We start from the raw sequence: 22292 nt of genomic DNA, 5'->3' as shown, positions 1-22292 counted from the left end.
AGATTTCCAAAATTTTCTAGTTAAAGTCTATTTAAAATACACAGGCTCATTTAACAATTCAATAAATGTTACGTGTTATACTGATGTATTTTTTTTCGGTTTTGGAGCAATGTATTAGTTGAATGTAGTCCCTTTAAATGGAGGTCTATTAAACTGAAATAGGATCAAAGTCGTTTCACTATTGAATTTGGACGTTTCATTTAATTAGGGCAAAGTTTAAAGGACATTAAAAAGTATTTTTGATCCTGTGTTTTCGAAATACGCTTATAAATTATAATAAAATGCGAAAAATTATTTTTACCGTTCTAGGTATTTTACTAATTGTAGTATCCTTTTTTTTAGCAGGGTATATTATTGATAGTAAAAAAACTTTTAAACCCAAATCTGAGAAAGTAGTGAAAACTGTTTTTACAGAGGTAGTAAAAAACGGTACGGTACCAATTGTAGTATCTGCAAATGGTAATCTGACCGCGAAGCAACGTGTAGAGTTATATGCTGAGGTGCAGGGTGTATTTAAAAAAGGAAGTAAGCTATTTAAAGAAGGGCAGGCTTTTCGTAAAGGCGAAACTATTATAAGCATCGATGCAAATGAGTACGCGGCGAGCGTACAATCTGCAAAGAGTAATCTTTTCAATCAATTAACGGCTGTAATGCCCGATTTACGATTAGACTATCCAGATATCTATTCTAAGTGGCAAAATTATCTTTCAAACTTCGATATGTCGAAAACTACTCCGCCACTTCCAGAAATGGCTACAGAGAAAGAGAAGTTTTTTATATCGGGTAGAGGTATCATAACCAGTTTTTACAATGTTAAAAATTTAGAGCAACGTTTATCTAAATACCGAATAGCTGCACCATTTTCGGGTGTATTGACTGAGACTTTGGTTACCGAAGGTACTTTGGTGCGATCAGGGCAAAAACTAGGAGAATTCATTAATACAGAAGTTTACGAACTTGAAGTTGCTATTAGCAAACGCTATACTGATTTACTTAAAGTAGGCGAGTCTGTAGAATTGACCAATCTAGATGACAATAGTAAGTATAAAGGTAAAGTGACCAGAATTAGTGGTAGTATCGATCAGTTAACACAAACTGTAAATGCTTACATAGAGGTCGATGGTAAAAATTTGCGTGAGGGTATGTACCTAGAGGCAGATTTAGATGCTAAAAAAGAGGAGAACGCTATTGAAGTTGATAGAGGATTACTTTTAGAAGGAAATAAAATTTTCGTTGTCAGAGATTCTGTATTGGATATGATAGATGTTGATCCTATTTATTTCTCAGATAAGCGTGTAGTACTAAGAAATGTGCCAGACGGACTTAGCATTGTATCTAAGCCAATTAGTGGTGCTTTTACAGGTATGGCAGTAAAAATCTACTCTGAACAACCAGAAAACATAAAAGAATAATGCGTAAACTGATAGAATATTTTATTCGGTATCATGTTGCCGTTAATGTTGTAGTTATCTCTTTTGCCTTGTTTGGTATTGTAGGAGCTAAAGCATTGAAGTCTTCTTACTTTCCGTTGACGGATTCTAAGAACATTGCAATTACGATTACTTATCCTGGTGCTTCGCCACAAGAGGTAGAAGAAGGTATTGTTCTAAAGATAGAAGATAACTTAAAAGGTCTTGAAGGTGTTGATCGTGTTACATCTACTTCTAGGGAGAATAGTGGTACTATTAACGTAGAGATCGAAAAAGGCGAGAATATCGATTTCATGCTTTTAGAAGTTAAGAATGCGGTCGATAGAGTACCTACTTTTCCAACAGGTATGGAGCCTTTAATTGTTTCTGTTCTAGAAACTGTTCGTCAAACAATTTCTTTTGCTATTAGCGGTGAAAACATTCCGTTAGCAACATTGAAAAGTGTAGGTAGAGATATTGAAAATGACCTAAGGGCAATGGAAGGTATTTCTCAAATACAGATTTCTGGTTTCCCGAATGAAGAAATAGAAATTGCAGTAAATGAGAATGACCTATTAACCTACGGTCTATCATTTTCAGAAGTGGCAAATGCTGTAGGTAAAGCCAATATATTGGTAACCGGTGGTAATATAAAAACTGATGCAGAAGAGTATTTAATACGTGCCAATAATCGTTCTTATTATGGTAGTGAGTTGAGCAACCTTGTTGTTCGTGCAGATCAGTCGGGTAATGTAATTCGGTTAAAAGATGTAGCTAATGTTAGAGATCGTTTTGCCGAATCGCCAAACGCAACATATTTCAATGGTAATTTATCGGTAAGTACAACGATAACCAGTACCAATAATGAAGATTTAATCGCTGCTGCTGATCAAGTAAATGAATACGTGGTTGAATTCAACCAAAAGTATAATAATATTAAGTTAGATGTGGTATCTGACCAGTCTATAACATTAAATCAAAGAACACAGTTATTAACTGAAAATGCCATAATGGGTATGGTGTTGGTGTTGATTTTCTTGTCATTGTTCTTAAATACAAGATTAGCATTTTGGGTTGCTTTTGGTTTACCTGTAGCATTTTTAGGGATGTTCGTTTTCGCAGGTTTCTTCGATGTTACCATCAATGTACTTTCGTTGTTCGGTATGATTATCGTTATCGGTATTTTGGTAGATGATGGTATCGTTATCGCAGAAAACATCTATCAGCATTACGAAAAAGGAAAATCTCCTGTACAAGCAGCTGTGGATGGTACTATGGAGGTTCTGCCGCCAATTATATCAGCAATTATAACAACCATATTGGCGTTCTCAATATTCTTGTTCTTAGATAGTAGAATTGGTGAGTTCTTTGGCGAAGTATCAGTAATTGTTATTCTAACACTGGTAGTATCGTTGGTTGAGGCTTTGGTCATATTACCAGCTCACTTGGCGCATTCAAAAGCATTACAGCCAATTGATAATAAGCCGAAAAGCGGATTCGCAAATGCGTTTGCCAAACTTAGGGTTGTCAATGAATTTGGCGATAGATTAATGGTATGGATGCGTGATAAATTGTATACGCCAGTACTGCGCTTCTCGATGAACCACAAAATATTTATGTTCTCGGTATTTGCCGCTGCTTTCATTTTAACTTTAGGTTCAGTCGGTGGTGGTATAATTAGAACCGCCTTCTTTCCAAGAATTGCTAGTGATAGGGTAGGTATCGTATTAGAGATGCCAAATGGTACCAATGAAAAAATTACAGATTCTATTATCTCTTTAATAGAACAAAAAGCCATGATTGTCAATAAAGAATTGACAGAGGAATATATGGTGGGGTCAGATAAAGATGTTTTCGAGAATATGATTCGAAGATTAGGTCCGGGTTCATCGTCGGCAGAATTGGTTATTAACTTGTTGCCAGGTGAAGAAAGGCCAAACGAAATCTCATCAGAAATGGTAACCAGTAGATTAGAAAAATTGGTTGGTCCGGTGTTGGGTGTAGAAAGTTTGATCTATGGTTCTGGTGGTAACTTTGGTGGGTCGCCGGTTTCGGTTTCTTTACTGGGTAATAACATAGAACAGTTAAAAGCTGCAAAGGCAGAATTAAAGGGAATATTGACCAAGAATCCGAGGTTAAAAGATATTTCAGATAATGATCCAGCGGGTATAAAGGAAATTCGTCTTACATTAAAAGAGAATGCCTATTTATTGGGCTTAGATCTACAAGCAATAATGACTCAGGTTCGTGCAGGTTTCTTCGGGGTACAGGCACAACGTTTTCAGCGCTCTCAAGATGAGATCAGGGTTTGGGTACGTTACGACAGAGATGAGCGTTCGTCGATATCTAATTTAGATGATATGCGTATTGTAACTCCGACAGGTGATCGTGTTCCTTTAAGTGAAATTGCAGATTATACCATTGTACGTGGCGATGTAGCAATCAACCGTTTAGAGGGTAGGCGTGAAATTCAAATTTCTGCCGATATGAAAGATGTTAAGGATAGTCCGACGGAAATCATGACCGAAATTCAGAATGTACACATGCCAGAGATACAGTCTAAATATCCGACAGTAAGTGCATCTTATGAAGGTCAGAATAGGGAGTTGGAGAAATTGGTAGGCTCTTTGAAATTGGTAGGTTTCACGGTAATATTGTTAATCTACATTACTATTGCATTTACGTTTAGAAGTTTCAGTCAGCCATTAATGTTATTATTGTTAGTACCATTTAGCTTTACGGCGGTAGCATGGGGCCACTGGATCCACGATTTCCCAATAAACGTACTTTCCATATTAGGTATTATCGCATTGATTGGTATTATGGTGAATGATGGTCTGGTGCTCATTGGTAAATTCAATTCGAATTTACGAGAAGGTATGACCTTTGATAATGCCATTTTTGAAGCAGGTAAATCAAGATTTAGAGCTATTTTCTTAACATCGATAACAACTATTGCAGGTTTAGCACCATTAATGTTAGAGACCAGTAGACAAGCACAGTTCTTAAAACCGATGGCAATTTCTATAGCCTATGGTATTGGGATCGCTACGGTGCTAACTTTATTGATGTTGCCATTGTTCTTGTCGTTCAGTAACAACTTAAAAGCACAGAATCTTTCTTTTGCTTCGGGTCATAAGATTACGAAAGAAGAAGTAGAAAGAGCGATTAAAGAAAGAAAAGAAGCAGCCCATTTAGAAGGTCACTCGCAGCATGCAATTGATGATAATAGTCATCAAGGGAAAATTGAAGGTGGTTCACACCCAAATAAGAATATAGATAAGTTATAATGAGTAAAGTTAGATTCATCATATTATTAGTATTTCTACCTGTTTGTGTAATTTTTGCACAAGAGAGAACATTGTCAAAAGAAGAGGCGGTTATAAAAGCCTTAGAGAATAATTACGGCATTGAGATTGCAAAAGGTCAAGTAGATATCGCCGAGAATAATGCCAGTATTTTAAATTCAGGGTATTTGCCGACATTGAACGGTACCGCTGGTGCAACGTATAATACCAATAATACAACAACCGAATTTCCAGGTCAATTTAATGATGATGGTAGTAGTCGATCAAATATTGAAATAGATAATGCCGAAAGTCAACGATATAATGCGGCCTTAAATCTTAACTATACATTGTTCGATGGTATGGGTAGGTTCTATAATTATAAAAGGTTAAAAGAGCAATACAATTTAAGTACGTTGCAGGCGCGTGAAACTATAGAGAATACCATGATTCAAATGTTTAGTGTGTATTTTGAAATCGCTAGATTGACCGAAAATAAAAATGTACAAAAACAGGCATTAGAAATATCTACAGATAGAATTCAGCGTTCAGAATATGCTTTTGAGTATGGCCAAAATACCAAATTAGATATATTGAATGCTCAGGTAGACATGACCAATGATAGCATTAATTTGTTGAATACAGAGCAACAATTGGCAAATGCAAAACGCGATTTAAACGTGGTGTTGAACCAAGATTTGAATTCGCAATATGCTGTAGATACCACTATAGTCTTTTTACCTAAGTTTCAAATTGTAGAGTATATGGATCAGGCAATAACCAATAACGTTGCCGTGCTACAGACAGAATCGAACTTGAGTATTAATGATTATGATATTAAAGTGAGCAAATCGGGGTATCTGCCAACTATGAATCTAACTGGTTCTTATGGGTGGAATAGAAACCAAAATGCACCATCGGCTTTTTTAACTGGTGCTGTGTTTCCGGGTACCAATTCAATTGCAAATAGTGTTTCGTTGGGAGCAAGTCTTACATGGAATCTTTTTGATGGTGGTAGTACCACAGTGGGTGTCAAGAATGCAAAAATTACGTATGCCAACCAAGAATTATTGCGTAAGCAGATTGAGTTAGAAGTAAATAGAGATATGCAGAATGCTATGGCATTATATGAAAATCTTTTAAAGATTTATCAGATTCAAGAGCAGAATGTATTTACGAACCAAAACAATTTTGAACGTTCAAAAGAGCAATTTCAAATAGGTAGTATAACATCGATAGAATTTAGGCAGGCACAAATAAATCTGTTGAATGCACAGACCAATAAGAATTTGGCGAAGTACGATGCAAAGTTGGCAGAACTTCAATTATTGCAGCTTACGGGGCAGTTATTGAATATAGAATTGTAAGAAATAAGTCTTGTAGTTTTTAATCTCGATAATCGATTAAATTAATTAGAGAATAACATGTATAGCGATAAAACAAATAGCGAGCTTATAGAGATTCTGGATCAACATTCATTACTCACTTTCGAAGCGCAGTTAAGTTTACAAGACGAGTTGCAGAAACGTGCTGTTGTTGTAGATCTAAGCGGTTTAGAAACTACAATTGCCAATAAATTAGCTCAAATAAATAATCTAGTATATTTAAAAGACTTCGGGTTTCAAGCAAATACAACTGCAGATGGGCTAACGATAACCAGAACTACAAAAGCATTGCTTACTGATGTTCTTGCTGTTCTAGTGGGTCTATTGGTATTCTTTTTGGGTATTTATGGCTGCATAAACTTGGTATATACTTTTATAAATGGTGATGAGTTAGATGTATTCACTTTGGCATATAAATTTGCATTGGCAGGCTTAGTTTTTATAGGAATCAGTTTTTTCAGCGGATTAAAACGACTATTCGATTTCTACGGATTCGAATTAAGCAAACACAGCAATTTAATTACATTAAAGAAGCGTTTCGATGTAAAGCTTGAAGAAATTAATGTCAATGCCGATGATATCCATTTAGATACAGATGAAGATATTCTTTCCTTAAAATTGGGTCATGAAACCATTTTTACGTCTAATGGAGGTAATTTAATACAGTCTCTTACATTACAAGAGCTTGCAAAAGAATTGAAAGCATAAATTAATATGTTCGAGCATTATTTTCAATGTCCGTATTGCTGGGAAGAAGTATCTATGCTTCTCGACCCATCGATTTCACAACAGACCTATGTAGAAGATTGCGAAGTGTGTTGTAACCCTATAGAGGTTACTCCGCAGTTTCAAGATAATGAACTGATCGGTTTTGATGTTCAGAGTATAGAGCAGTAGTTACTCCGGTATTGCAATTTTACCACCAAAAGTATCATCTTTATCTACCGATTTCGGATTACCGTATACCGTAATAAATCCGCCAGCTTTTACCTTTGCCACGACCGACTCGCTCGCATATACCTCGGCACTACCGCCAGATAATACAATTACGGTACTGTTTTTAGATTTCAATCCTTTATTCAATAATTTACCACCCGTGTTAATGGTTACATCTTGATCGGTAGTCGTACCAGAAAGTTTAATTTCACTACCACTCAAGCATTTAGCGGTAATGTCGTTGTAAGCAATATTTAGGGTAATGGTACTTGCATCTTGAGCATCAATAGTTAAGGTGTTGCCTTTAACCAAATTTGTTGAGATGATTCTAGAGTTTTTATTGGCGTCGATAACGGTCAGAGCTTCGGTGTAGTATAATTTTAGATGTAAAATAGTGTTCAAAACAGACTCTCCCGAGCACATTTTTAGACGCAATCGCCCATCATTTTCAGTGATACTTAAATCTTTCTTATCAACCGCCAGAATTTCAATTTTGTTCTCATCACCTTTAACCAGGGTAACACTGATCCTATCGTAGACTCTAAGTTCAGAAAATTTAGCTAACGGAATAGTCGCGTTGTTTTGAGCAAAACTGCTCAAGGTAGAACAGAAAATTAAAACAAATAAAAGAATAGATTTCATGTAGTGTTGGCTATTAGGTAATACAAAGTTAAGGTACAAATGGGTATGTACCACAACAGCTATTATTTGAAACTCTTTTTGCTTAAAATGTCAGTTTGAGCGCAGTCGAAAACCCTTTGAACACGCTAGCTTCTCGTTACCTTCCTCTACGGCGGGTAGGCAAATTACTTCGTGCCATAAAACTCACTCGAAGTGACATTTGAGATAGACAAAGAAGAATATATGAATCGGAAGCGCAATCTCAGTTCAAGTGTTTTTTGAAAGGAGCATAGGGTATTTTCAAAAAAAAATGCCTGCCTGCCGTTGGGCAGGTATCGAGAACAATTTTGGAGCACGCTACCACACAAACCTCTTTTTAAAAGTTAAATAACGCCATAAGTAGATTTAGGGTTTGCAGTTTTGTTATCTTAAACAAGTCTTTGAAGATAATTGGGTCTATGAAAAAGAAATATCTGTTAGTTGCCTTATTTGTTGTAGTAGGTATCGTCGGTTTTGCGGGTGTGCAATACTTACCTACGGCAGAAAATGAGATAATTTCTGAAACTTTAGATTCCGTTGCTACCCGTAGAGATTTACGAAGAAGCTTCTTTGATAAACGAGAGATTCTAGTTGTTTACGGTGCAAAAGATACCGTCTTACAACAGCAGTATAAAGATATTCTTCATGATCTATCGGTATTAGAAGTAAGCAAATCGTGGCGAAGTGTAAAGGTGAACTATCAAAATGTAGATGAGGTCAGCGAAGAATCATTGAAAAAAAACATTGTGTATTTGGTGGGCGCTGTTGATGAAAACAGGTTGATTAAAAAGTACATAACCGATACCCCTTTTCAGGTCTCAAAAACTGCTATTAGAATCGGGACTAAAGAAGTTCAAAATAACAATTCGGTATTAGGGGTAAGTTTTTATCCAAGTCCCGCAGATTCAAAAATACCGCTCAGCTTTTTAACAGGTACCGATGCAGAACAGGTGTTTAGTTTTTTTGCAGAAAAAGTTTTAGAACAGGGGCAATCTTTTTACCGCCAGAATCTAGAGTACGAAATATACGAAGATAAAGAGCGAATGGTTATGGGCGATTTCAATGCCAATTGGGGTATTGAGGGGTCTACATACTTCAATTTTTCAACAGGTACTAAAGTAGTTTTAGATACCGATGAGTACCAGTTTATAGACCATCAAAATGCAATTCGAACATCAGAGGTATCAGAAAAACAGATTGAGGTAAATGCTTCTAGAATTAGGGTTTTTGATTTTGTAGGCAAAGACAATGTGCCTAAAATCACATATAATTTTTATACCTGTACAGAAGAAAAAGGCTTAATGACAGGCAATACCGATCATTCCACTTTCGATACGGTTACAAACGCTGTGCATACTATCGTCAATAAAATTTATGAAAATAATAATATCGGTAGAGATAATGCTTTGTTGCTGCACAACCTTATTGGTGAGAGTTATAAGAATATAATCACATCAGGATTGCCAATTTATTTCACCGATACCTGGCAAATGAAGGGTTATAAATATTGGTCGGCAAGGTTGGTAGAATCGGAAAATATGTATACCGTTGCAGAACTGTTAGACAATTCTTTTATGGAGATGGAATCATCACTTATTAGAGATTGTATGGCGGGTGCTTTTACAGATTTTCTAATAAAAACTTGGGGAAAAGATAACTACCTAAAACGCTACAAAAATGCATCACTCTCTGAGCGAGAAATTAAAAGTTTAGAGATAAAGTGGCAGAATTATTTAAGGGGATTGCCAAAAGAACATCCGAAGAAAAAAACAGAATCTAAAAAATTACCCTATCTCAAAGGTTTCAATTTTGCACATGAAGGCTACAGTATATATAACGGTTATGGTTCTAAAAAGGCTACAGAATCGCTGTTAAAGCAAAAGAATATGGGCAGTAATGCCATGGCGATTGTACCCTATACAGGTATTAACGATATAAATACCCCAACACCGCTACATTTTAGCGATAATGCCGGTAGTGAAAATGATGACGCCATAGTTCATGCAGTTGCTACGGCAAGCGACATGGGTATGTATACGCTATTAAAACCTCAAATATATGTAGGTGGCAGCTGGCCAGGTGGTATAGATATGCCCACAGATGCGCAATGGAACAAGTTTCATGATTACTATTACCGATGGATACGCCACTACGCCTTTTTGGCTGAAATTCATGAAATGGATGCTTTGTGTATTGGTGTCGAATTCACCAAAGCAACCTTATCGCAGCCCGATGCCTGGCGAGCAATGATAAAAAAAACAAGGGCTCTGTATTCTGGTCAACTGACCTATGCTGCCAATTGGGGAGCTGAATTTGAGGAAATAGAGTTCTGGAACGATTTAGATTTTATCGGATTAAATTCCTATTATCCGTTAAGTAAAAAAGACAATCCAACCAATGAAGAGATGCGTCTGCAGTTTGATACTATAAAGACTAAGATTAAAAAAGTATACGACCGTTTTCAAAAGCCTATCGTATTTACAGAAATCGGATTTAGAAGTGTAGACACCCCATGGAAGAATCCGCATGCAGAGGCAGACGATACCATAAATGAAGAAGCACAACGCAGAGCTTACGAAATTATCTTTGAGGGCATACAAAACGAACCTTGGTGCCAAGGTATACTGTGGTGGAAATTCCCAAGCTTCATCGAATACCGTGGCGAGCACAACAGTGCCTTTACACCTAATAATAAATTAGCGGAAGAAACTGTTCGCGAATGGTTTACAAAATAATTAAGTACTTTTTCAATTCACATTCGTCTAAAAGTAAAGCTCATTAATTTCTTTTCGGGAATGCCAAACTATCTGCAGGGTACGTTTGTTTTAAGTAGTCCATTTGTGCATTTGCCCAAACCATAATTTTATCGCGTTGTAAATCGGTCAGGTTAGCATCTTGGTGAAGCCCAAAATAAGTATAGGATGGTAACGGCATTTCTTTTTCTTCTACCATTTCTATGGTTTCCTCTAGTTTATGGTTTTGAACAAATAGTGGTTTGTTGGTAAATTCAGAAAAATTCAAGTGCTTTTTACCATCCGTTACATGTTCTGCTAAAAACCAAGCAATAGGCTGTACATTAGAATACCAAGGGTATGTTGTAGTGTTGCTATGACAGTCATAACAAGATACCTGTAAAATATTCTCTACATCATTTGGTATGCTGTATTTTGTTGCAATGGCAAAAGTATCATCACCAGAAATATTTTTATCCGGTCGTATAAATTGAATAACAATTAGAATAATGACGACGGCAATTCCTATTTTTTTTAACATGATGATATTGATTTAAGGTTCCATTTATTACAATTAAAATTAAACAATTTAATGGGTATATAAGCTTCATTTTCAATCTATTAAAAATTCATAATAGTCTAAGGCTGTTTTAGATGTCAAAATAGTCGTTTGGGTCACTAATACCATCCGTCAGCTATATTCTAGAATATCTTTGGGGTATAGAAAACAATTCTAGAAACTTAAAAACATATATAATGAAGAATATTAGAGTAGTAACTGCAGTAGCAATTTTAGCCGTTACATTTATTTCGTTTAAAGGAGTACAAAAAAATAAAACAGCTGAGAAAGCTGAAATCACCGCTTTTTTTGATGATTGTATAATCGATTTAGAAGCGCAATTACAAACGTCTTTAGAGAACGATAAATTAAACCCAAACGATATTAGGGTAGTAGAAATTGATGAGGAAGTAAACTTAGGTTTTGATGCCTTTGAATATTTACCAATAGTATTCGATGCGTATGCAAGTGCAGAATTGACCGAGCAAGATTTTAAAGTATTCGAGAGCGAAGAAGAAGTGGATTTAGGGTTTGATACAGCGGCATATTTGCCATCAGATTTTGATGTATATGCACTTTAAAAAGTTTGTGTAGTTTAAATTAAAGTTGGTCCTCGCTTCGGTGAAGACCGGCTTTTTACGTGTTTTAGATATAAAAATTTTATTAGGTACATTTGAGAAGTACCATTACAAAGTAGTTACATGGCCATAACAAAGGTGAAACAAGGGGAAGTTATTAAAACTGCCCTATTATTAGGTATACTGGTATCATTGCCAAAAACCATTTATTTATATAATGGTATTATGGAGGGCAATTTAGATTTTTCCTTTACTTGGGTTACAGATTTTCTATATCGTTATATCTTCTTCATTTGTTTCTCTTATTCCGTTTTACAATTAAATGCCAATATAGATTTTGATGCCTACAAATGGCCCACTTTTGTGAAGTTGGGTGTTATTTTTATCATGAATGTTGTGGTACTTTTAATAGGGATCTACTTAATACATGCCCTATATCCTATTTTTAACGGGAGACCATTAGATCCTCGAGAGACTGGTTTTGTCAGATTTACGATTATTAATCTTTCTATCGTTCTTTATTTTATTGCCAGGTTACTTCGTGTAAGTACCGATAAGCAAGAAAGTAGAATAGAGAACGAGCAATTAAAGCAGCAAAATTTAGAGAACGAACTATCGGCTTTAAAAAACCAGATCGATCCGCACTTTTTGTTCAATTCGCTAAATTCGTTATCGTCGCTAGTACGTGAAAATGACCAGGCGACCCAGTTTGTAAACAAACTGTCATATATGTATCGCTATATTTTACAGAGTGGGGAGACTAATTTGGTACCGATAAAAGACGAATTGAAATTTTTAGATAGCTATTCTTTTTTAATGCAGACCCGATATCGTGATCGTATACAAATAGAGGTGAATATCGATGCCAATTTAATGGATTGTGAAGTGCCGCCATTGGCTTTGCAGTCATTAGTAGAAAACTCGGTAAAGCATAACGAAATATCATCGACCAACCCATTAACGGTCAAGGTGTATTCTAGCGGAGGTTCGTTGTTCGTAGAAAACCCAATTCGTACGCGAAGTACGATGGCAGAAGGCATGGGCACGGGACTCTATAATCTTAAAAAGCGGTATTTGCTTTTATTGAAGAAAGAAGTGTTGGTCAGTACCGATAATGATGTTTTTAAAGTAGAATTACCTTTAAAACCCTTGGCATGAAAGTAATTATTGTTGAAGACGAGCTAGCTGCAAGCGATAACCTTTCGTATTTACTAACGAGGATCAATGCAGATATTGAGGTTATTCAGGTTTTAGATACCGTAAAAGCTACAGTAGATTATTTCGCTAATCCGCATGAGGGTGTTTTGGTGTTTATGGATATTCATTTGGCAGATGGCATCTCGTTCGAAATTTTTGAACAAGTCGAAATCGATATTCCTATTATATTCACTACCGCTTATGACCAATATGCCTTAAAAGCATTTAAGGTGAACAGCATAGACTATTTATTAAAACCAATCGATAAAGAAGAATTATCAGATGCTTTAGATCGTTTTGATGCATTGAACCTTAAAAAGGGTTTCGATGAGGTACAAATGAACAGCCTTTTACAACTCATACAGACCAAGGCAGAGAATTTTAAAAAGACTTTTTTAGTAAGTGTGGGCGACCAATTAGTGCCGGTTAAAACTGCCGATATCGCATATTTCTTTATTGATACCGGTGTTGTAAAAGCGGTAACCGTGCAAGAGCGTTCGTTTGTACTAGATGTGAAGTTAGAAGATATCGAAGAAGCTTTAGATCCTTCGGTGTTCTTCAGGGCAAACCGACAGTTTATAGTCCGCCGGGAAGCTATTGTTACCATAAAATTACATTTCAATAGCAAGTTATTGGTCGACGTACACCCGGTTTGTAGCGAGCGAATTGTGGTGAGCAAGGCAAAAGCGACGGAGTTTAAAAATTGGATGAACTCTTAGGGTTTTCTTATTTTTTCGGTTTCTTTTTTCTAAAGATATTTGATATCGTTTGCCCTATTTCATCCATTTTATCGAAAGGCTCTAATAATGTTGGGTTAGTCAAATTAATGGGTGATGTATCTTTAACGCCCGCTTGCTTAGGATAAATTAAAAGGTAGCTCTTCTTGTTGAAATACGTATTTAGGTAGGTTGGTATTTTACTCATATTGGGGTCGTACGAAGGCATATTTTTACGGCTGAGCACAATTACCAGGTTGTCATCTTTTAGAATTTCATTTTTAAGTACCAAAAAATCGTTCCAGTTTTTAAAATGGTGGTATTAATAAACTACCGGATGTTTTAACTGCAAGGTATCGATGGCAATTTTAGTTTCATCCGAGGCAAAAAAGACCAGTTTAGCACTTGAATTTTGGGCAATGTTCCACAGTTTTTTCAGCCATAATGAGAATCCGATTTCTTTTTCGGCATGCTCAGGTACAATAATTACGTGTCTTTTTAGGGTGCTAAAAGGCTGTGTAGGTTTGTAGATTAGGGTAGTGGGGTTACATCTCGACAGAATACCTTCGGTCAAATTCCCCAGAAAAGAATCGGACAGATTTCTCTTTACATGCAGCCCCAATATAAGGTCGGTAATTTTATGTTCTTTGGTAACATTCGAAATGCCGTTGACAATATTAATATCGTAGCGCAGTAATTGGTGCAAGGTGTTATCGGTTGCAGAAGCGGTAACAGCGGCATGCCCAAGAATTTTACGCGCATGCTTTTCGGCAGAGCTCCCCGTTTCATAATCATCAACGATACTAAGGGCAAAAAGACCTTCTTTGTTCTGTTTCGATTTTGCGGTAATGCCTAAATTCAATAGGTCATCAATGGTGTCGCTATTATTTATGGGAATCAATATTTTCTCTAAGTAGTCTTCCTCGTCGGTAGTGGTATCAGAATGCTCTAATAAGGCAATGTTCTTAGCACCTTTTTGTGCTACGAAAGAAGCGATGGTACAGGTAAATAGAATCATTAAAATAGTGCCGTTCAAAATACTCTCGTTCAGCAATCGAATAGGTTCGCCGGCAGCTGTTGTGCCAATGATTAAATTATAACCGATTAAAACTGCAGCAAGTGTAGCAGCGGCTTGGGCGTTACTTAGACCAAAGATCAATCTACGCTCATCGGCCGAAAAGTGAAATGTTTTTTGGGTAAGCCATGCCGCTAAAAATTTTGCTGTCGTGGCAATAATAATCATAATGATAGCGACTTTGATAGTTTCAAAATCTTTAAAGAACGCCCTGTAATCGACCAACATACCTACACCGATTAAAAAGAAGGGAATAAAAATAGCATTGCCCACAAACTCAATTCTATTCATAAGGGGCGAAGTATGCGGTATAAGTCTGTTGAGTGCCAAACCCGTTAAAAATGCCCCTATTATAGCTTCTATACCTGCAATTTCTGCTAAGAAGGCACCTAAGAATACCATCATCAGTACAAAAATGTAATGCGAGATATTATCATCGAATCTTTTAAAAAACCATCGACCAATAATGGGAAAAATCAGCATAACCGTGGCACCAAAAATTAGAATAGATATCGATAATTTCAGCCAGAAAGCTAAGTTTACTTCGCCCGTATTCATACCTACGATAACGGCAAGTACCAAAAGCGCTAGCGTATCGGTTATTAAGGTGCCACCGACAGTAATATTCACCGCCCTATTTTTAGCTACCCCCAATTTACTAATGAGCGGATATGCGATTAAGGTATGCGAAGCGAACATACTCGCCAAAAGTACCGAAGTCGCCATAGAAAACTCTAACAGATATAGTCCTGCGAAGATGCCCAATACCATGGGGATAATGAAGGTATAAAGACCAAAAACGATACTTTTTTTACTGTTTTTTTTAAAATCTGCCAGGTCTATTTCCAATCCGGCAAGGAACATAATATAGAGTAGCCCTGCAGTACCCGAAAGTATAATTCCACTATCGCGCTCCATTAAATTAAATCCGTTCGGACCAATAACTGCACCAGCAATGATAAGCCCTAGCAAGGCAGGTATTTTTATTTTATTTAATAGAATGGGAGTGAACAGAATAATAAATAGTATCAATAGAAATTTCAATACCGGATTGGTAAAGGGCAAGCTGGTTTCAATGGTAAGCAATGAAATCATATCGTGTGCATTTTGCAACGCTCTGGTAAAATGCAACCGATTTGCCGTTCACCCTTAGTTGATTGTTATATACGGTTTTGCGGTCTAAAAAGATGTCAAAACCATGTATTAAACTTAGTGAATAAGCAACTATAAATCTACTGTAATATATACGCCAAGATGAAATATATTTCTCACTTAGGTTACCTGTTGATGAAGTGTAGCGGCACTGTAAAAAGGACAGTGGGATTCAACGGAATTTTTTTTTACTGGTATATGAGGAAAGGTAAAATCGAAGGGTTACTCTTGTTGATTTTCTATCTTATCGATCATCTCTTTAAAAAGACCTAGCAAAAATTTTAGTTTGTGAGGGTCACCTGCAGCAGTAAATTTTTGATCTGCTATTTTAACTCCGTACCAATCCTCTTTACTCGTTTCGTTCAAGATCCATTCGAGGTTCATAGTGGCTATAGATGTGTTCGAAATATTAATCTCAACTTCCCATCCCGGTCTATCCAATGTGTTTATTTGAATAGCATCACTACTTTCCCAATCGCCATCGCAATTATCTGTAAACCAATCTTGTATCCAATCTAAAATATCCATAGTGTATGCGTAAGTGTACCTAGGTCGTGTTTTTGTAATGTGCTAATATAGGTCTTCAGGAACTTTATAAATGATTTCCAGCTGAAATTTGGCTGTGTACATGGAAATTCTAATTTCCAACAACCAACAACCAACAACCAACAACTAAACACTAATCGTCTATCTCCGCATCCGGTAATTCTAAAATGGTAGAAGTAGATAACGCATTACCCGCAATCCCTTTAATAGAACCGAATAGCACGTTGATATTTTCTTGAACGCCCCAAATTTGTTTCTCACGAACTGCAAAATTCTTGAATGCTGCTTTCTTCTCGTAGTTCAGTTGCTTGATCATAGAATCGTAGTTCTCTATAATTCTATTAATATTCTGTACAAACTCATTACTGGTAAGGTAAGAATATAGCAGCTCCATCTTATCACCTTTATTTTCATCCGAAGATTTAATAGATTGTGTTTTAAGCAGCAATTCACGTAGTACAAGCGATACACTTTTTACCTCGTTAAATCCGCAGATCCAAACTCCGTTTTTCTCTCCAAAGCGATCCATATCTGGCGGAAAAGTTTCGGTTACGATCACCGCAATATCAGCCTTACAATTAATCTGATCCTGCTTTAATTTATTGATCCAGTCGTTACTAAAGTTCTTGGTACGCTTACTCTCATAAACTATAGAACCACAGGTCTGCTGTAATGAGTTAATAACCGTTTGCACACAATCTGCACCACGTACGCCCTTGCCTATTTCATCTATATCATCAAAAGGGTAGGTGGCACGTAACAGCTCTTCTAAAGCCAATTCTTGCACCTCGCCCTGCATTTGCATAGAACCTTGTTCGGCTTTGCGCTTCATTTCATCAATAAGCTTTCTTTGGTCGTCAAGCTGCTTTTGGTATTCTTTTTCTTTCATCGCCATAGACTCGCGCTCTTTGGCCTTGGCTTTCTCTTCGATTTCGGTCTGCTTTTCTAGCAATTCTTTTTGCACGTTCAGCTTTAGGTCCTCCGCTTTTTCTTTAAGCTCATTCTCCCGTTTCAGTAAATCTATTTCTTGCGAACGTAAAGCCCTATTTTCCTCTTTCTTTTTCTCGTTCTCTTCTTGTAGCGCTTTTAACTTTTGCTCAAAAGATTCGTTAGTCTGCTGTTGTATTTTTTCTGACTCTTTGGCAAGTCGTTGTGCAAGCTTCTCTTTAAAAAGCTCGTTTTCTTTCTCTTTTTTCTTTTCGAATTCTTCTACTTCAATAGCGAGCTTATCACGCTCTTTATTGAATATTTCTGCCTGCTCTGCTACTTTACGCTCATATTCAGCCTTAAAATGCGCCTGCATTTTACCGGACAACGCCTCTTCAACATCAAACTCATGTGCGCAATTGGGACACTTAATTTTATCTACCATCATTTATAACATACCAAATTCAACTATAAAAATACATAACCCGTACCAAGCCTACAACGTTTAGGCATACTCAAATGAAATGAAAATTGAATAGTTGTGTAGTATTTTGATTTCCTGACAATTGTCATATGATGCCTTGCAACTTCATTCTATTTTTGTTGCTCTAAAATACCCGACCTATGATATCACAGATGATACCTCTTGTTAATTGGAGCTATGGCGTAATTCTAATCGCCATTTTTGCAGCCGTATGTTTAGGCCTTGTACTTATTGTTCTAAATTTAATGAAGAACGATAAGAAAAAGCAAGAGTAAGTTTCTTATTGATACAACACATACCTAGGCGGCACCAGCCCATTTAATCGCATAGATACCAGCATTTGTGCTCTGTGGTGTGTAATATGGTCTGCCAATAGCATATAAATTTGTCGCTTACTTCTGGTAGATCCAAAATAGTCTAGTTCAATATCTAATTCTGCGGCTTCAACATCTTGTAAAAGCGCAATGGCTTCGTTAAACGTTTGGTCTATACGTGCCATCATTTCAGCCTTAGTTTTGTTGGCAGGTTTAAAAATGGTGTCCGTTTGGTACACGCGTGCTTCTCTATCGCCTATGAGCGACTGGCTGTGCCAATCTAAGGCATACCCAATATGCATTAAATTCTCTGAAAAACTTAAGGATTCATCTGTTGCTTTAAACCCATACTTTTCCTCTGGCATCATATCGGCTACCAGTAATAAGTATTTGCGGGAGTTTTCTATTCGCTCTATTGAGTCGTCAATGAATTTGTCTTGTTGGGCAAAAAGACAAGTTGTTGTAAATAGGATGAAGGTAATAACTGTGATTGTTTTTTTCATGATGATTGATGATGAGATGATTAGCAATTAAATTTAATTCTTTTATTACTGTTTACATCCATTAACCCTTTCATCTTGTGTTAATGTCCAAATATTGATGACTTTTTGTTCTAGTCTATTTTCGGTAGTAGGTGTTACCAACTCTACCTCAACCATACTTTCGGTTGCGAATTTGTATATAGGGGATTCTATTAAATACCCATTTACATAAACGCTATTGTTCGCATTTAAATTAAAAAAGGTATTGAGCTCAGCTTGAGTTTTAGAGGCTGTTTTTTTCTTTAAAGTCACTAATGCAATACCGTTTTCACTCAGATTGTAAAAGTCATGTGTTGCTCGTGTGGGTTTCCCTTTTAGCACACGTACCTCGGTAATATCTTCTTTTGAAGCTATGATATGATTATTGGCAATAATAGTATCATCTACCAATAGCATTGGGCAATTGATTTTTGCTGCCTGTGGTAATTTGATGAACCTATCTTGGGAGAAGCTGTTGAAGTGGAGAAGGATGAAAAGTAGTGTTGTGAGGGTCGTTTTCATTTAGATTTTTAAATATTTTTTGTGTGGTGTCTTAGCATCACTAAGGGTGCTATGCAATTTGCTTGCAGTATTATAATATGTATTTTTCCATTTCATATCTATTCAAATCATTTAAAGTTGTAAGGTATTCTCGGAAAGCATCATTAGCTGTAAGGTTGTTATATGAATCAAACTCAATATTAGACATTTGATTATCACCTTCTAATTTACCAATTAGACTCATCGTTAAACCACTTCGCGTTAATGCAATTTTCTTTTGATCTGTTGTTCCGTAAATGAAACTATGATACTCATCTGAAGATATTAGCTCATAATCAAAAAGCATTACAACAAATCGATTAAATTTAAAACTTAGAAAATCATCTTCCATCTTTAATTTAACAATAGCCAGATTAACTACTTCTTCATGTGATTTGGAAGTTAGATCTATATAATTTTTGTAAGGACTATTAACGTCATTTTCATAAGAAGTTTCTCCATAGGATTTCCCTACATAAAGTAGTCTTTGCTGAGCATTTTCATAATTTGCTAGCTCCTTAAAATACTTAATATGAGATATCACACGTTGATTGAAAGCTTCTTTTCTAGAATACGTAATGTAGTTATGGTAATAATTCCTAGCTGCTTGATTTCTTAATCTATTAAATTCATAATCAGAAACCTCATGGGGTTCTATGAAAACCATACTGACTTTTTCAATTGTGTTTAAAGAGTCCCATGCTGTATTCTCTCCATTCTTAATTGTCCCAGAAATGGTTAAAAAAGTATTTATAAACGAATCTATATCTATATAATAATTAATGATTCCAGATTCAATTAGGTATTGCCTTAGTTTCTCCTGAGTTGTAGATTGTATTTCTAATAGCATAGATTCATTTTCTAAAAGACTATCTATTTTCTCCTTTTCTGAAGGGCTTAAATTAGAATCATCAAATGCTTCAAGTGTTGGATTATCAACTTTGTCTTCAAAAATTCTACTTCTTAATAATTGTATTTTACTGTTGTGACCATCAGCATATTCTTTCTTGTTTATAAAATGTACTTTAGGCAGTAATTTGCTCAGTTCTAAATATTCAGAATTAAAAATTTCGTTAAGCCTGTTTATTCTGCCAATTAGATTAATTAGTTCTTTACCTGAAAGACGGTAAGTATTTAATATAAATAGGGAGTCAATTGGTAAGTTAATCCCTTCAAGAATTACAGAATTAGCAACCAAAAATTTGATAGAAGATATTTCCTTGAACTTACTTTCTAAATATTCCTTAATTATATCAGGAAGTTTTCCATGCAAATAAATAATACCGTTTTTCAAATATTTGATTCCGAAAAAATCTTTATGAACTTCTTGTTTTAGTACATCTAATAAATTGTTTATTGCATTGTCATTTTCTATAATCGGCAGGTGTTCAGCAAGTGATTTAGCTTCTGATTCAATATTCCTAGGGGAATTTTCATAAATGAAGTTCTTAAATAAAGAATTACTCAAGATATAATTGTACTTGTTCGGAACATTAGACTCTAAGTGATAAAATTGATTTACAAAGCGATTATATTGAAATTTGTCAAAGTTTACTGTTAGCTCAAAAATCTCTGGTTCTTTTATATTGAAATGTATTTGATGCGGAGTTATGTTTTGATTTTTGGATATACGAAGGTTTGAAATGTCATTAATTAATGGAGACAGGTATGCGACTTTTTGAGTTGGATTATTATTTAAGTTGCGAGCAATAAGTCTTGAAAGTAAAATTTGTCTATTATCATTACCACCTTTCAAAATATTATGAGCTTCATCTATTATTAAAGTATCGAAAATTACATTCCTTCTATTCGAAAGTCTTAAAGCTCTTTCTTGTGTGAAAATTGCTACAAAGTTTTTTTCTGAATTATACATTTCATCATGTATGATAATTCTTCTATTCAAATTTGCATTTCTTATCATTTGATAAGTCTGCATTAAGAGTGACTTTGTAGGGACAACAATGACCACGTTGGAATCCTTACTGAGATTATTCTTTATATAATCAATTATTATTGAACTTTTACCAAAAGAGGTAGGTGCCAAGTATGCTTTTTCATTTGCATTATCCTCTAAAAAGTTGTTACTCTGTATATTTTGCTCGAGAGTTTCTATATAATTATTGGAATTTTTGAATTCACTTAATCTATAATTAACAATAAGTTCTAGCAATTTACTTTCTTCATGCAACTCTTCATTTAAAAGAGCTTGAACAATAGGGAAGAATCCAAAGTTTATGGAAAAATCGTAGAGTGGCTCGTAGTCTTTATATTTATGAGAATATTTGAGAATAATATAGTATGCAATATCTGCATAGGTTTTATAGCTCCTGTTTTTTTCGTAATGACGAATAAACAATATTGCGGTAGCTAAGGCATAAGATTTCTCATCATAGGTAAGCTCATTATTAGTTGTAAGTTTTTGAAAAACTGATTGAAATTTCTCTGTTTTCCCGATTCTTGTCAGTTTTGCTTTTACTTGCTTATTCATGATTAAGTGGTCAAAAAATTTTCTAAAAGTTCGAGAGACTTATTATGAATACATAAAATATTTATACCCTTAAATTTTTTTTTGGTGAGTGCTGTTTTAATATCAGTTATCAAAGTTATTTGGTCTATATAATTCCAATTCCCCTCAAGAAATATTGTTGTTGCAGGCAACAAGTTTAAATTTTCAATTTTTTTATAAACACCACTATCAAAATCTTCTGCAAGCGTTTTTAAATTCTTGATAATATCTTCGGCACTTTCAACCGGTCGATGGCAAGCATGATTGTATGCGTTTCTCCATGGATTATTTCCTTCAGAATCTTTCACTTTCTTTTCTAAATCTGAATAGGCTTCAAGGAATTTAGATTTATGGCTTATACCTGATGTGGAAATACTGCCGGACTTACTTTCAAGAATCCATTCTTCATTATTAATTGTGTAATAACCATCAAATCCTTTCTTGATTGATCTTTCTTCCAAATTAAAAAAAACGAATTCCTGCTTGAAACCATTTTCATTCATATACAAGTGAACCATGAATTCAGCTACTGCACCCATTTCAATAGTAGTGCCCTTTTTACGTTGAAGAAATTCATATAACCTTGTTTTAATCTTTGGGATTTCGGTATCTGTAGATCCTTCAGTAATTAGTCCTATTTTTTCATTTATAAAGTTGCCAAAGTCCTGATCAATAGTTTCAATTTCAATTATATGAATGAAATTATTATTCCCTAAACTGATTGGTGGTATTTTAAATATTTTAGTCAATTATATATTGTACTTAGTT

General features: G+C 35.4%; 20 protein-coding genes. 10 read left to right on the top strand and 10 right to left on the bottom strand.

The window, feature by feature from the left end:
- Positions 1-281 precede the first annotated feature (281 nt).
- Genes ACPF9A_RS06360 through ACPF9A_RS06340 form a run of 5 tightly spaced genes read left to right on the top strand, consistent with a single transcriptional unit; the run spans position 282 to position 6978 of the window.
- Complete coding sequence (locus tag ACPF9A_RS06360; RefSeq protein ID WP_424002701.1) at positions 282-1412, top strand: efflux RND transporter periplasmic adaptor subunit; 1131 nt, start codon at positions 282-284, stop codon at positions 1410-1412.
- Positions 1412-4699: an efflux RND transporter permease subunit gene (locus ACPF9A_RS06355; RefSeq protein WP_424002699.1), complete on the top strand. Its 3288-nt coding sequence runs from the start codon at positions 1412-1414 to the stop codon at positions 4697-4699. Before ACPF9A_RS06360 ends, ACPF9A_RS06355 begins: the two co-directional genes overlap by 1 nt.
- Positions 4699-6063 carry a TolC family protein gene (locus ACPF9A_RS06350; RefSeq protein ID WP_424002697.1) on the top strand — a complete coding sequence of 455 codons (1365 nt, stop codon included), beginning with the start codon at positions 4699-4701 and terminating at the stop codon, positions 6061-6063. The genes ACPF9A_RS06355 and ACPF9A_RS06350 overlap by 1 nt, the downstream gene beginning before the upstream one ends.
- Before the next feature lie 57 nt (positions 6064-6120).
- Positions 6121-6789, top strand: a complete 669-nt coding sequence (locus ACPF9A_RS06345) for a hypothetical protein (protein ID WP_424002695.1) — start codon at positions 6121-6123, stop codon at positions 6787-6789.
- A gap of 6 nt (positions 6790-6795) precedes the next feature.
- The gene (locus ACPF9A_RS06340) at positions 6796-6978 is read left to right on the top strand and encodes a CPXCG motif-containing cysteine-rich protein (protein ID WP_036156737.1); all 183 of its coding nucleotides are present in this window, start codon (positions 6796-6798) and stop codon (positions 6976-6978) included.
- Here ACPF9A_RS06340 and ACPF9A_RS06335 read toward each other — a convergent pair whose 3' ends face one another.
- Positions 6979-7659: a head GIN domain-containing protein gene (locus ACPF9A_RS06335; RefSeq protein WP_424002693.1), complete on the bottom strand. Its 681-nt coding sequence runs from the start codon at positions 7657-7659 to the stop codon at positions 6979-6981.
- Positions 7660-8096: 437 nt separating this feature from the next.
- Between ACPF9A_RS06335 and ACPF9A_RS06330 the strand changes: the two genes are divergently transcribed.
- Entirely contained in the window at positions 8097-10412 is a 2316-nt protein-coding gene (locus ACPF9A_RS06330; RefSeq protein ID WP_424002691.1) for a glycoside hydrolase family 113, read from the top strand.
- A gap of 43 nt (positions 10413-10455) precedes the next feature.
- Here ACPF9A_RS06330 and ACPF9A_RS06325 read toward each other — a convergent pair whose 3' ends face one another.
- Positions 10456-10950 carry a heme-binding domain-containing protein gene (locus tag ACPF9A_RS06325; protein WP_424002689.1) on the bottom strand — a complete coding sequence of 165 codons (495 nt, stop codon included), beginning with the start codon at positions 10948-10950 and terminating at the stop codon, positions 10456-10458.
- 215 nt (positions 10951-11165) lie between these two features.
- Between ACPF9A_RS06325 and ACPF9A_RS06320 the strand changes: the two genes are divergently transcribed.
- The 3 genes from ACPF9A_RS06320 to ACPF9A_RS06310 all read left to right on the top strand — a co-directional run bounded on the left by ACPF9A_RS06320 (position 11166) and on the right by ACPF9A_RS06310 (position 13462).
- Positions 11166-11549, top strand: a complete 384-nt coding sequence (locus ACPF9A_RS06320; RefSeq protein WP_424002687.1) for a hypothetical protein — start codon at positions 11166-11168, stop codon at positions 11547-11549.
- 120 nt (positions 11550-11669) lie between these two features.
- A complete protein-coding gene (locus ACPF9A_RS06315) occupies positions 11670-12704 on the top strand; it encodes a sensor histidine kinase (protein WP_424002685.1) in 1035 nt (344 codons plus the stop codon).
- On the top strand, positions 12701-13462 hold the full coding sequence (locus tag ACPF9A_RS06310) for a LytR/AlgR family response regulator transcription factor (protein WP_424002683.1): 762 nt from the start codon (positions 12701-12703) through the stop codon (positions 13460-13462). Before ACPF9A_RS06315 ends, ACPF9A_RS06310 begins: the two co-directional genes overlap by 4 nt.
- A 7-nt stretch (positions 13463-13469) precedes the next feature.
- Here the strand turns inward: ACPF9A_RS06310 and ACPF9A_RS06305 are convergent, their stop codons facing one another.
- The 4 genes from ACPF9A_RS06305 to ACPF9A_RS06290 all read right to left on the bottom strand — a co-directional run bounded on the left by ACPF9A_RS06305 (position 13470) and on the right by ACPF9A_RS06290 (position 17607).
- Entirely contained in the window at positions 13470-13751 is a 282-nt protein-coding gene (locus tag ACPF9A_RS06305) for a hypothetical protein (protein WP_424002681.1), read from the bottom strand.
- Between the two features lie 30 nt (positions 13752-13781).
- On the bottom strand, positions 13782-15629 hold the full coding sequence (locus ACPF9A_RS06300; RefSeq protein ID WP_424002679.1) for a cation:proton antiporter: 1848 nt from the start codon (positions 15627-15629) through the stop codon (positions 13782-13784).
- Positions 15630-15908: 279 nt separating this feature from the next.
- Positions 15909-16214 carry an immunity 53 family protein gene (locus ACPF9A_RS06295; protein WP_424002677.1) on the bottom strand — a complete coding sequence of 102 codons (306 nt, stop codon included), beginning with the start codon at positions 16212-16214 and terminating at the stop codon, positions 15909-15911.
- A gap of 151 nt (positions 16215-16365) precedes the next feature.
- Positions 16366-17607 carry a DUF2130 domain-containing protein gene (locus tag ACPF9A_RS06290; protein ID WP_424002675.1) on the bottom strand — a complete coding sequence of 414 codons (1242 nt, stop codon included), beginning with the start codon at positions 17605-17607 and terminating at the stop codon, positions 16366-16368.
- Positions 17608-17783: 176 nt separating this feature from the next.
- Here ACPF9A_RS06290 and ACPF9A_RS06285 point away from each other — a divergent pair, with 176 nt between their 5' ends.
- Positions 17784-17918: a hypothetical protein gene (locus ACPF9A_RS06285; RefSeq protein ID WP_299800670.1), complete on the top strand. Its 135-nt coding sequence runs from the start codon at positions 17784-17786 to the stop codon at positions 17916-17918.
- A 5-nt stretch (positions 17919-17923) separates the two neighbouring features.
- On the opposite strand, the gene ACPF9A_RS06280 is transcribed toward ACPF9A_RS06285, so the two are convergent.
- The 4 genes from ACPF9A_RS06280 to ACPF9A_RS06265 form a co-directional block, all read right to left on the bottom strand.
- A complete protein-coding gene (locus tag ACPF9A_RS06280) occupies positions 17924-18460 on the bottom strand; it encodes a DinB family protein (protein WP_424002673.1) in 537 nt (178 codons plus the stop codon).
- 45 nt (positions 18461-18505) lie between these two features.
- Entirely contained in the window at positions 18506-19000 is a 495-nt protein-coding gene (locus tag ACPF9A_RS06275; protein ID WP_424002671.1) for a hypothetical protein, read from the bottom strand.
- A gap of 70 nt (positions 19001-19070) precedes the next feature.
- Positions 19071-21506: a DEAD/DEAH box helicase gene (locus tag ACPF9A_RS06270; protein ID WP_424002669.1), complete on the bottom strand. Its 2436-nt coding sequence runs from the start codon at positions 21504-21506 to the stop codon at positions 19071-19073.
- Between the two features lie 2 nt (positions 21507-21508).
- Positions 21509-22273 (bottom strand): hypothetical protein, encoded by a 765-nt coding sequence (locus tag ACPF9A_RS06265; RefSeq protein WP_424002667.1) that lies wholly within the window; start codon positions 22271-22273, stop codon positions 21509-21511.
- Between the last annotated feature and the right edge of the window lie 19 nt (positions 22274-22292).

It is taken from the genome of Maribacter sp. IgM3_T14_3, assembly GCF_049603095.1.
Lineage (GTDB): Bacteria > Bacteroidota > Bacteroidia > Flavobacteriales > Flavobacteriaceae > Maribacter.
Note: the sequence above shows the minus strand (reverse complement) of the source record. Positions and strands in the feature narration are given on the sequence as shown.

Bases quoted from the DNA above. Each gene is read 5' to 3' on its own strand.
- ACPF9A_RS06290 (WP_424002675.1), bottom strand. From the start codon at position 17,607: ATGATGGTAGATAAAATTAAGTGTCCCAATTGCGCACATGAGTTTGAT.
- ACPF9A_RS06360 (WP_424002701.1), top strand. From the start codon at position 282: ATGCGAAAAATTATTTTTACCGTTCTAGGTATTTTACTAATTGTAGTA.
- ACPF9A_RS06295 (WP_424002677.1), bottom strand. From the start codon at position 16,214: ATGGATATTTTAGATTGGATACAAGATTGGTTTACAGATAATTGCGAT.
- ACPF9A_RS06325 (WP_424002689.1), bottom strand. From the start codon at position 10,950: ATGTTAAAAAAAATAGGAATTGCCGTCGTCATTATTCTAATTGTTATT.
- ACPF9A_RS06275 (WP_424002671.1), bottom strand. From the start codon at position 19,000: ATGAAAACGACCCTCACAACACTACTTTTCATCCTTCTCCACTTCAAC.
- ACPF9A_RS06280 (WP_424002673.1), bottom strand. From the start codon at position 18,460: ATGAAAAAAACAATCACAGTTATTACCTTCATCCTATTTACAACAACT.
- ACPF9A_RS06310 (WP_424002683.1), top strand. From the start codon at position 12,701: ATGAAAGTAATTATTGTTGAAGACGAGCTAGCTGCAAGCGATAACCTT.
- ACPF9A_RS06350 (WP_424002697.1), top strand. From the start codon at position 4,699: ATGAGTAAAGTTAGATTCATCATATTATTAGTATTTCTACCTGTTTGT.
- ACPF9A_RS06335 (WP_424002693.1), bottom strand. From the start codon at position 7,659: ATGAAATCTATTCTTTTATTTGTTTTAATTTTCTGTTCTACCTTGAGC.
- ACPF9A_RS06300 (WP_424002679.1), bottom strand. From the start codon at position 15,629: ATGATTTCATTGCTTACCATTGAAACCAGCTTGCCCTTTACCAATCCG.
- ACPF9A_RS06285 (WP_299800670.1), top strand. From the start codon at position 17,784: ATGATATCACAGATGATACCTCTTGTTAATTGGAGCTATGGCGTAATT.
- ACPF9A_RS06355 (WP_424002699.1), top strand. From the start codon at position 1,412: ATGCGTAAACTGATAGAATATTTTATTCGGTATCATGTTGCCGTTAAT.
- ACPF9A_RS06330 (WP_424002691.1), top strand. From the start codon at position 8,097: ATGAAAAAGAAATATCTGTTAGTTGCCTTATTTGTTGTAGTAGGTATC.
- ACPF9A_RS06270 (WP_424002669.1), bottom strand. From the start codon at position 21,506: ATGAATAAGCAAGTAAAAGCAAAACTGACAAGAATCGGGAAAACAGAG.
- ACPF9A_RS06345 (WP_424002695.1), top strand. From the start codon at position 6,121: ATGTATAGCGATAAAACAAATAGCGAGCTTATAGAGATTCTGGATCAA.
- ACPF9A_RS06320 (WP_424002687.1), top strand. From the start codon at position 11,166: ATGAAGAATATTAGAGTAGTAACTGCAGTAGCAATTTTAGCCGTTACA.
- ACPF9A_RS06340 (WP_036156737.1), top strand. From the start codon at position 6,796: ATGTTCGAGCATTATTTTCAATGTCCGTATTGCTGGGAAGAAGTATCT.
- ACPF9A_RS06315 (WP_424002685.1), top strand. From the start codon at position 11,670: ATGGCCATAACAAAGGTGAAACAAGGGGAAGTTATTAAAACTGCCCTA.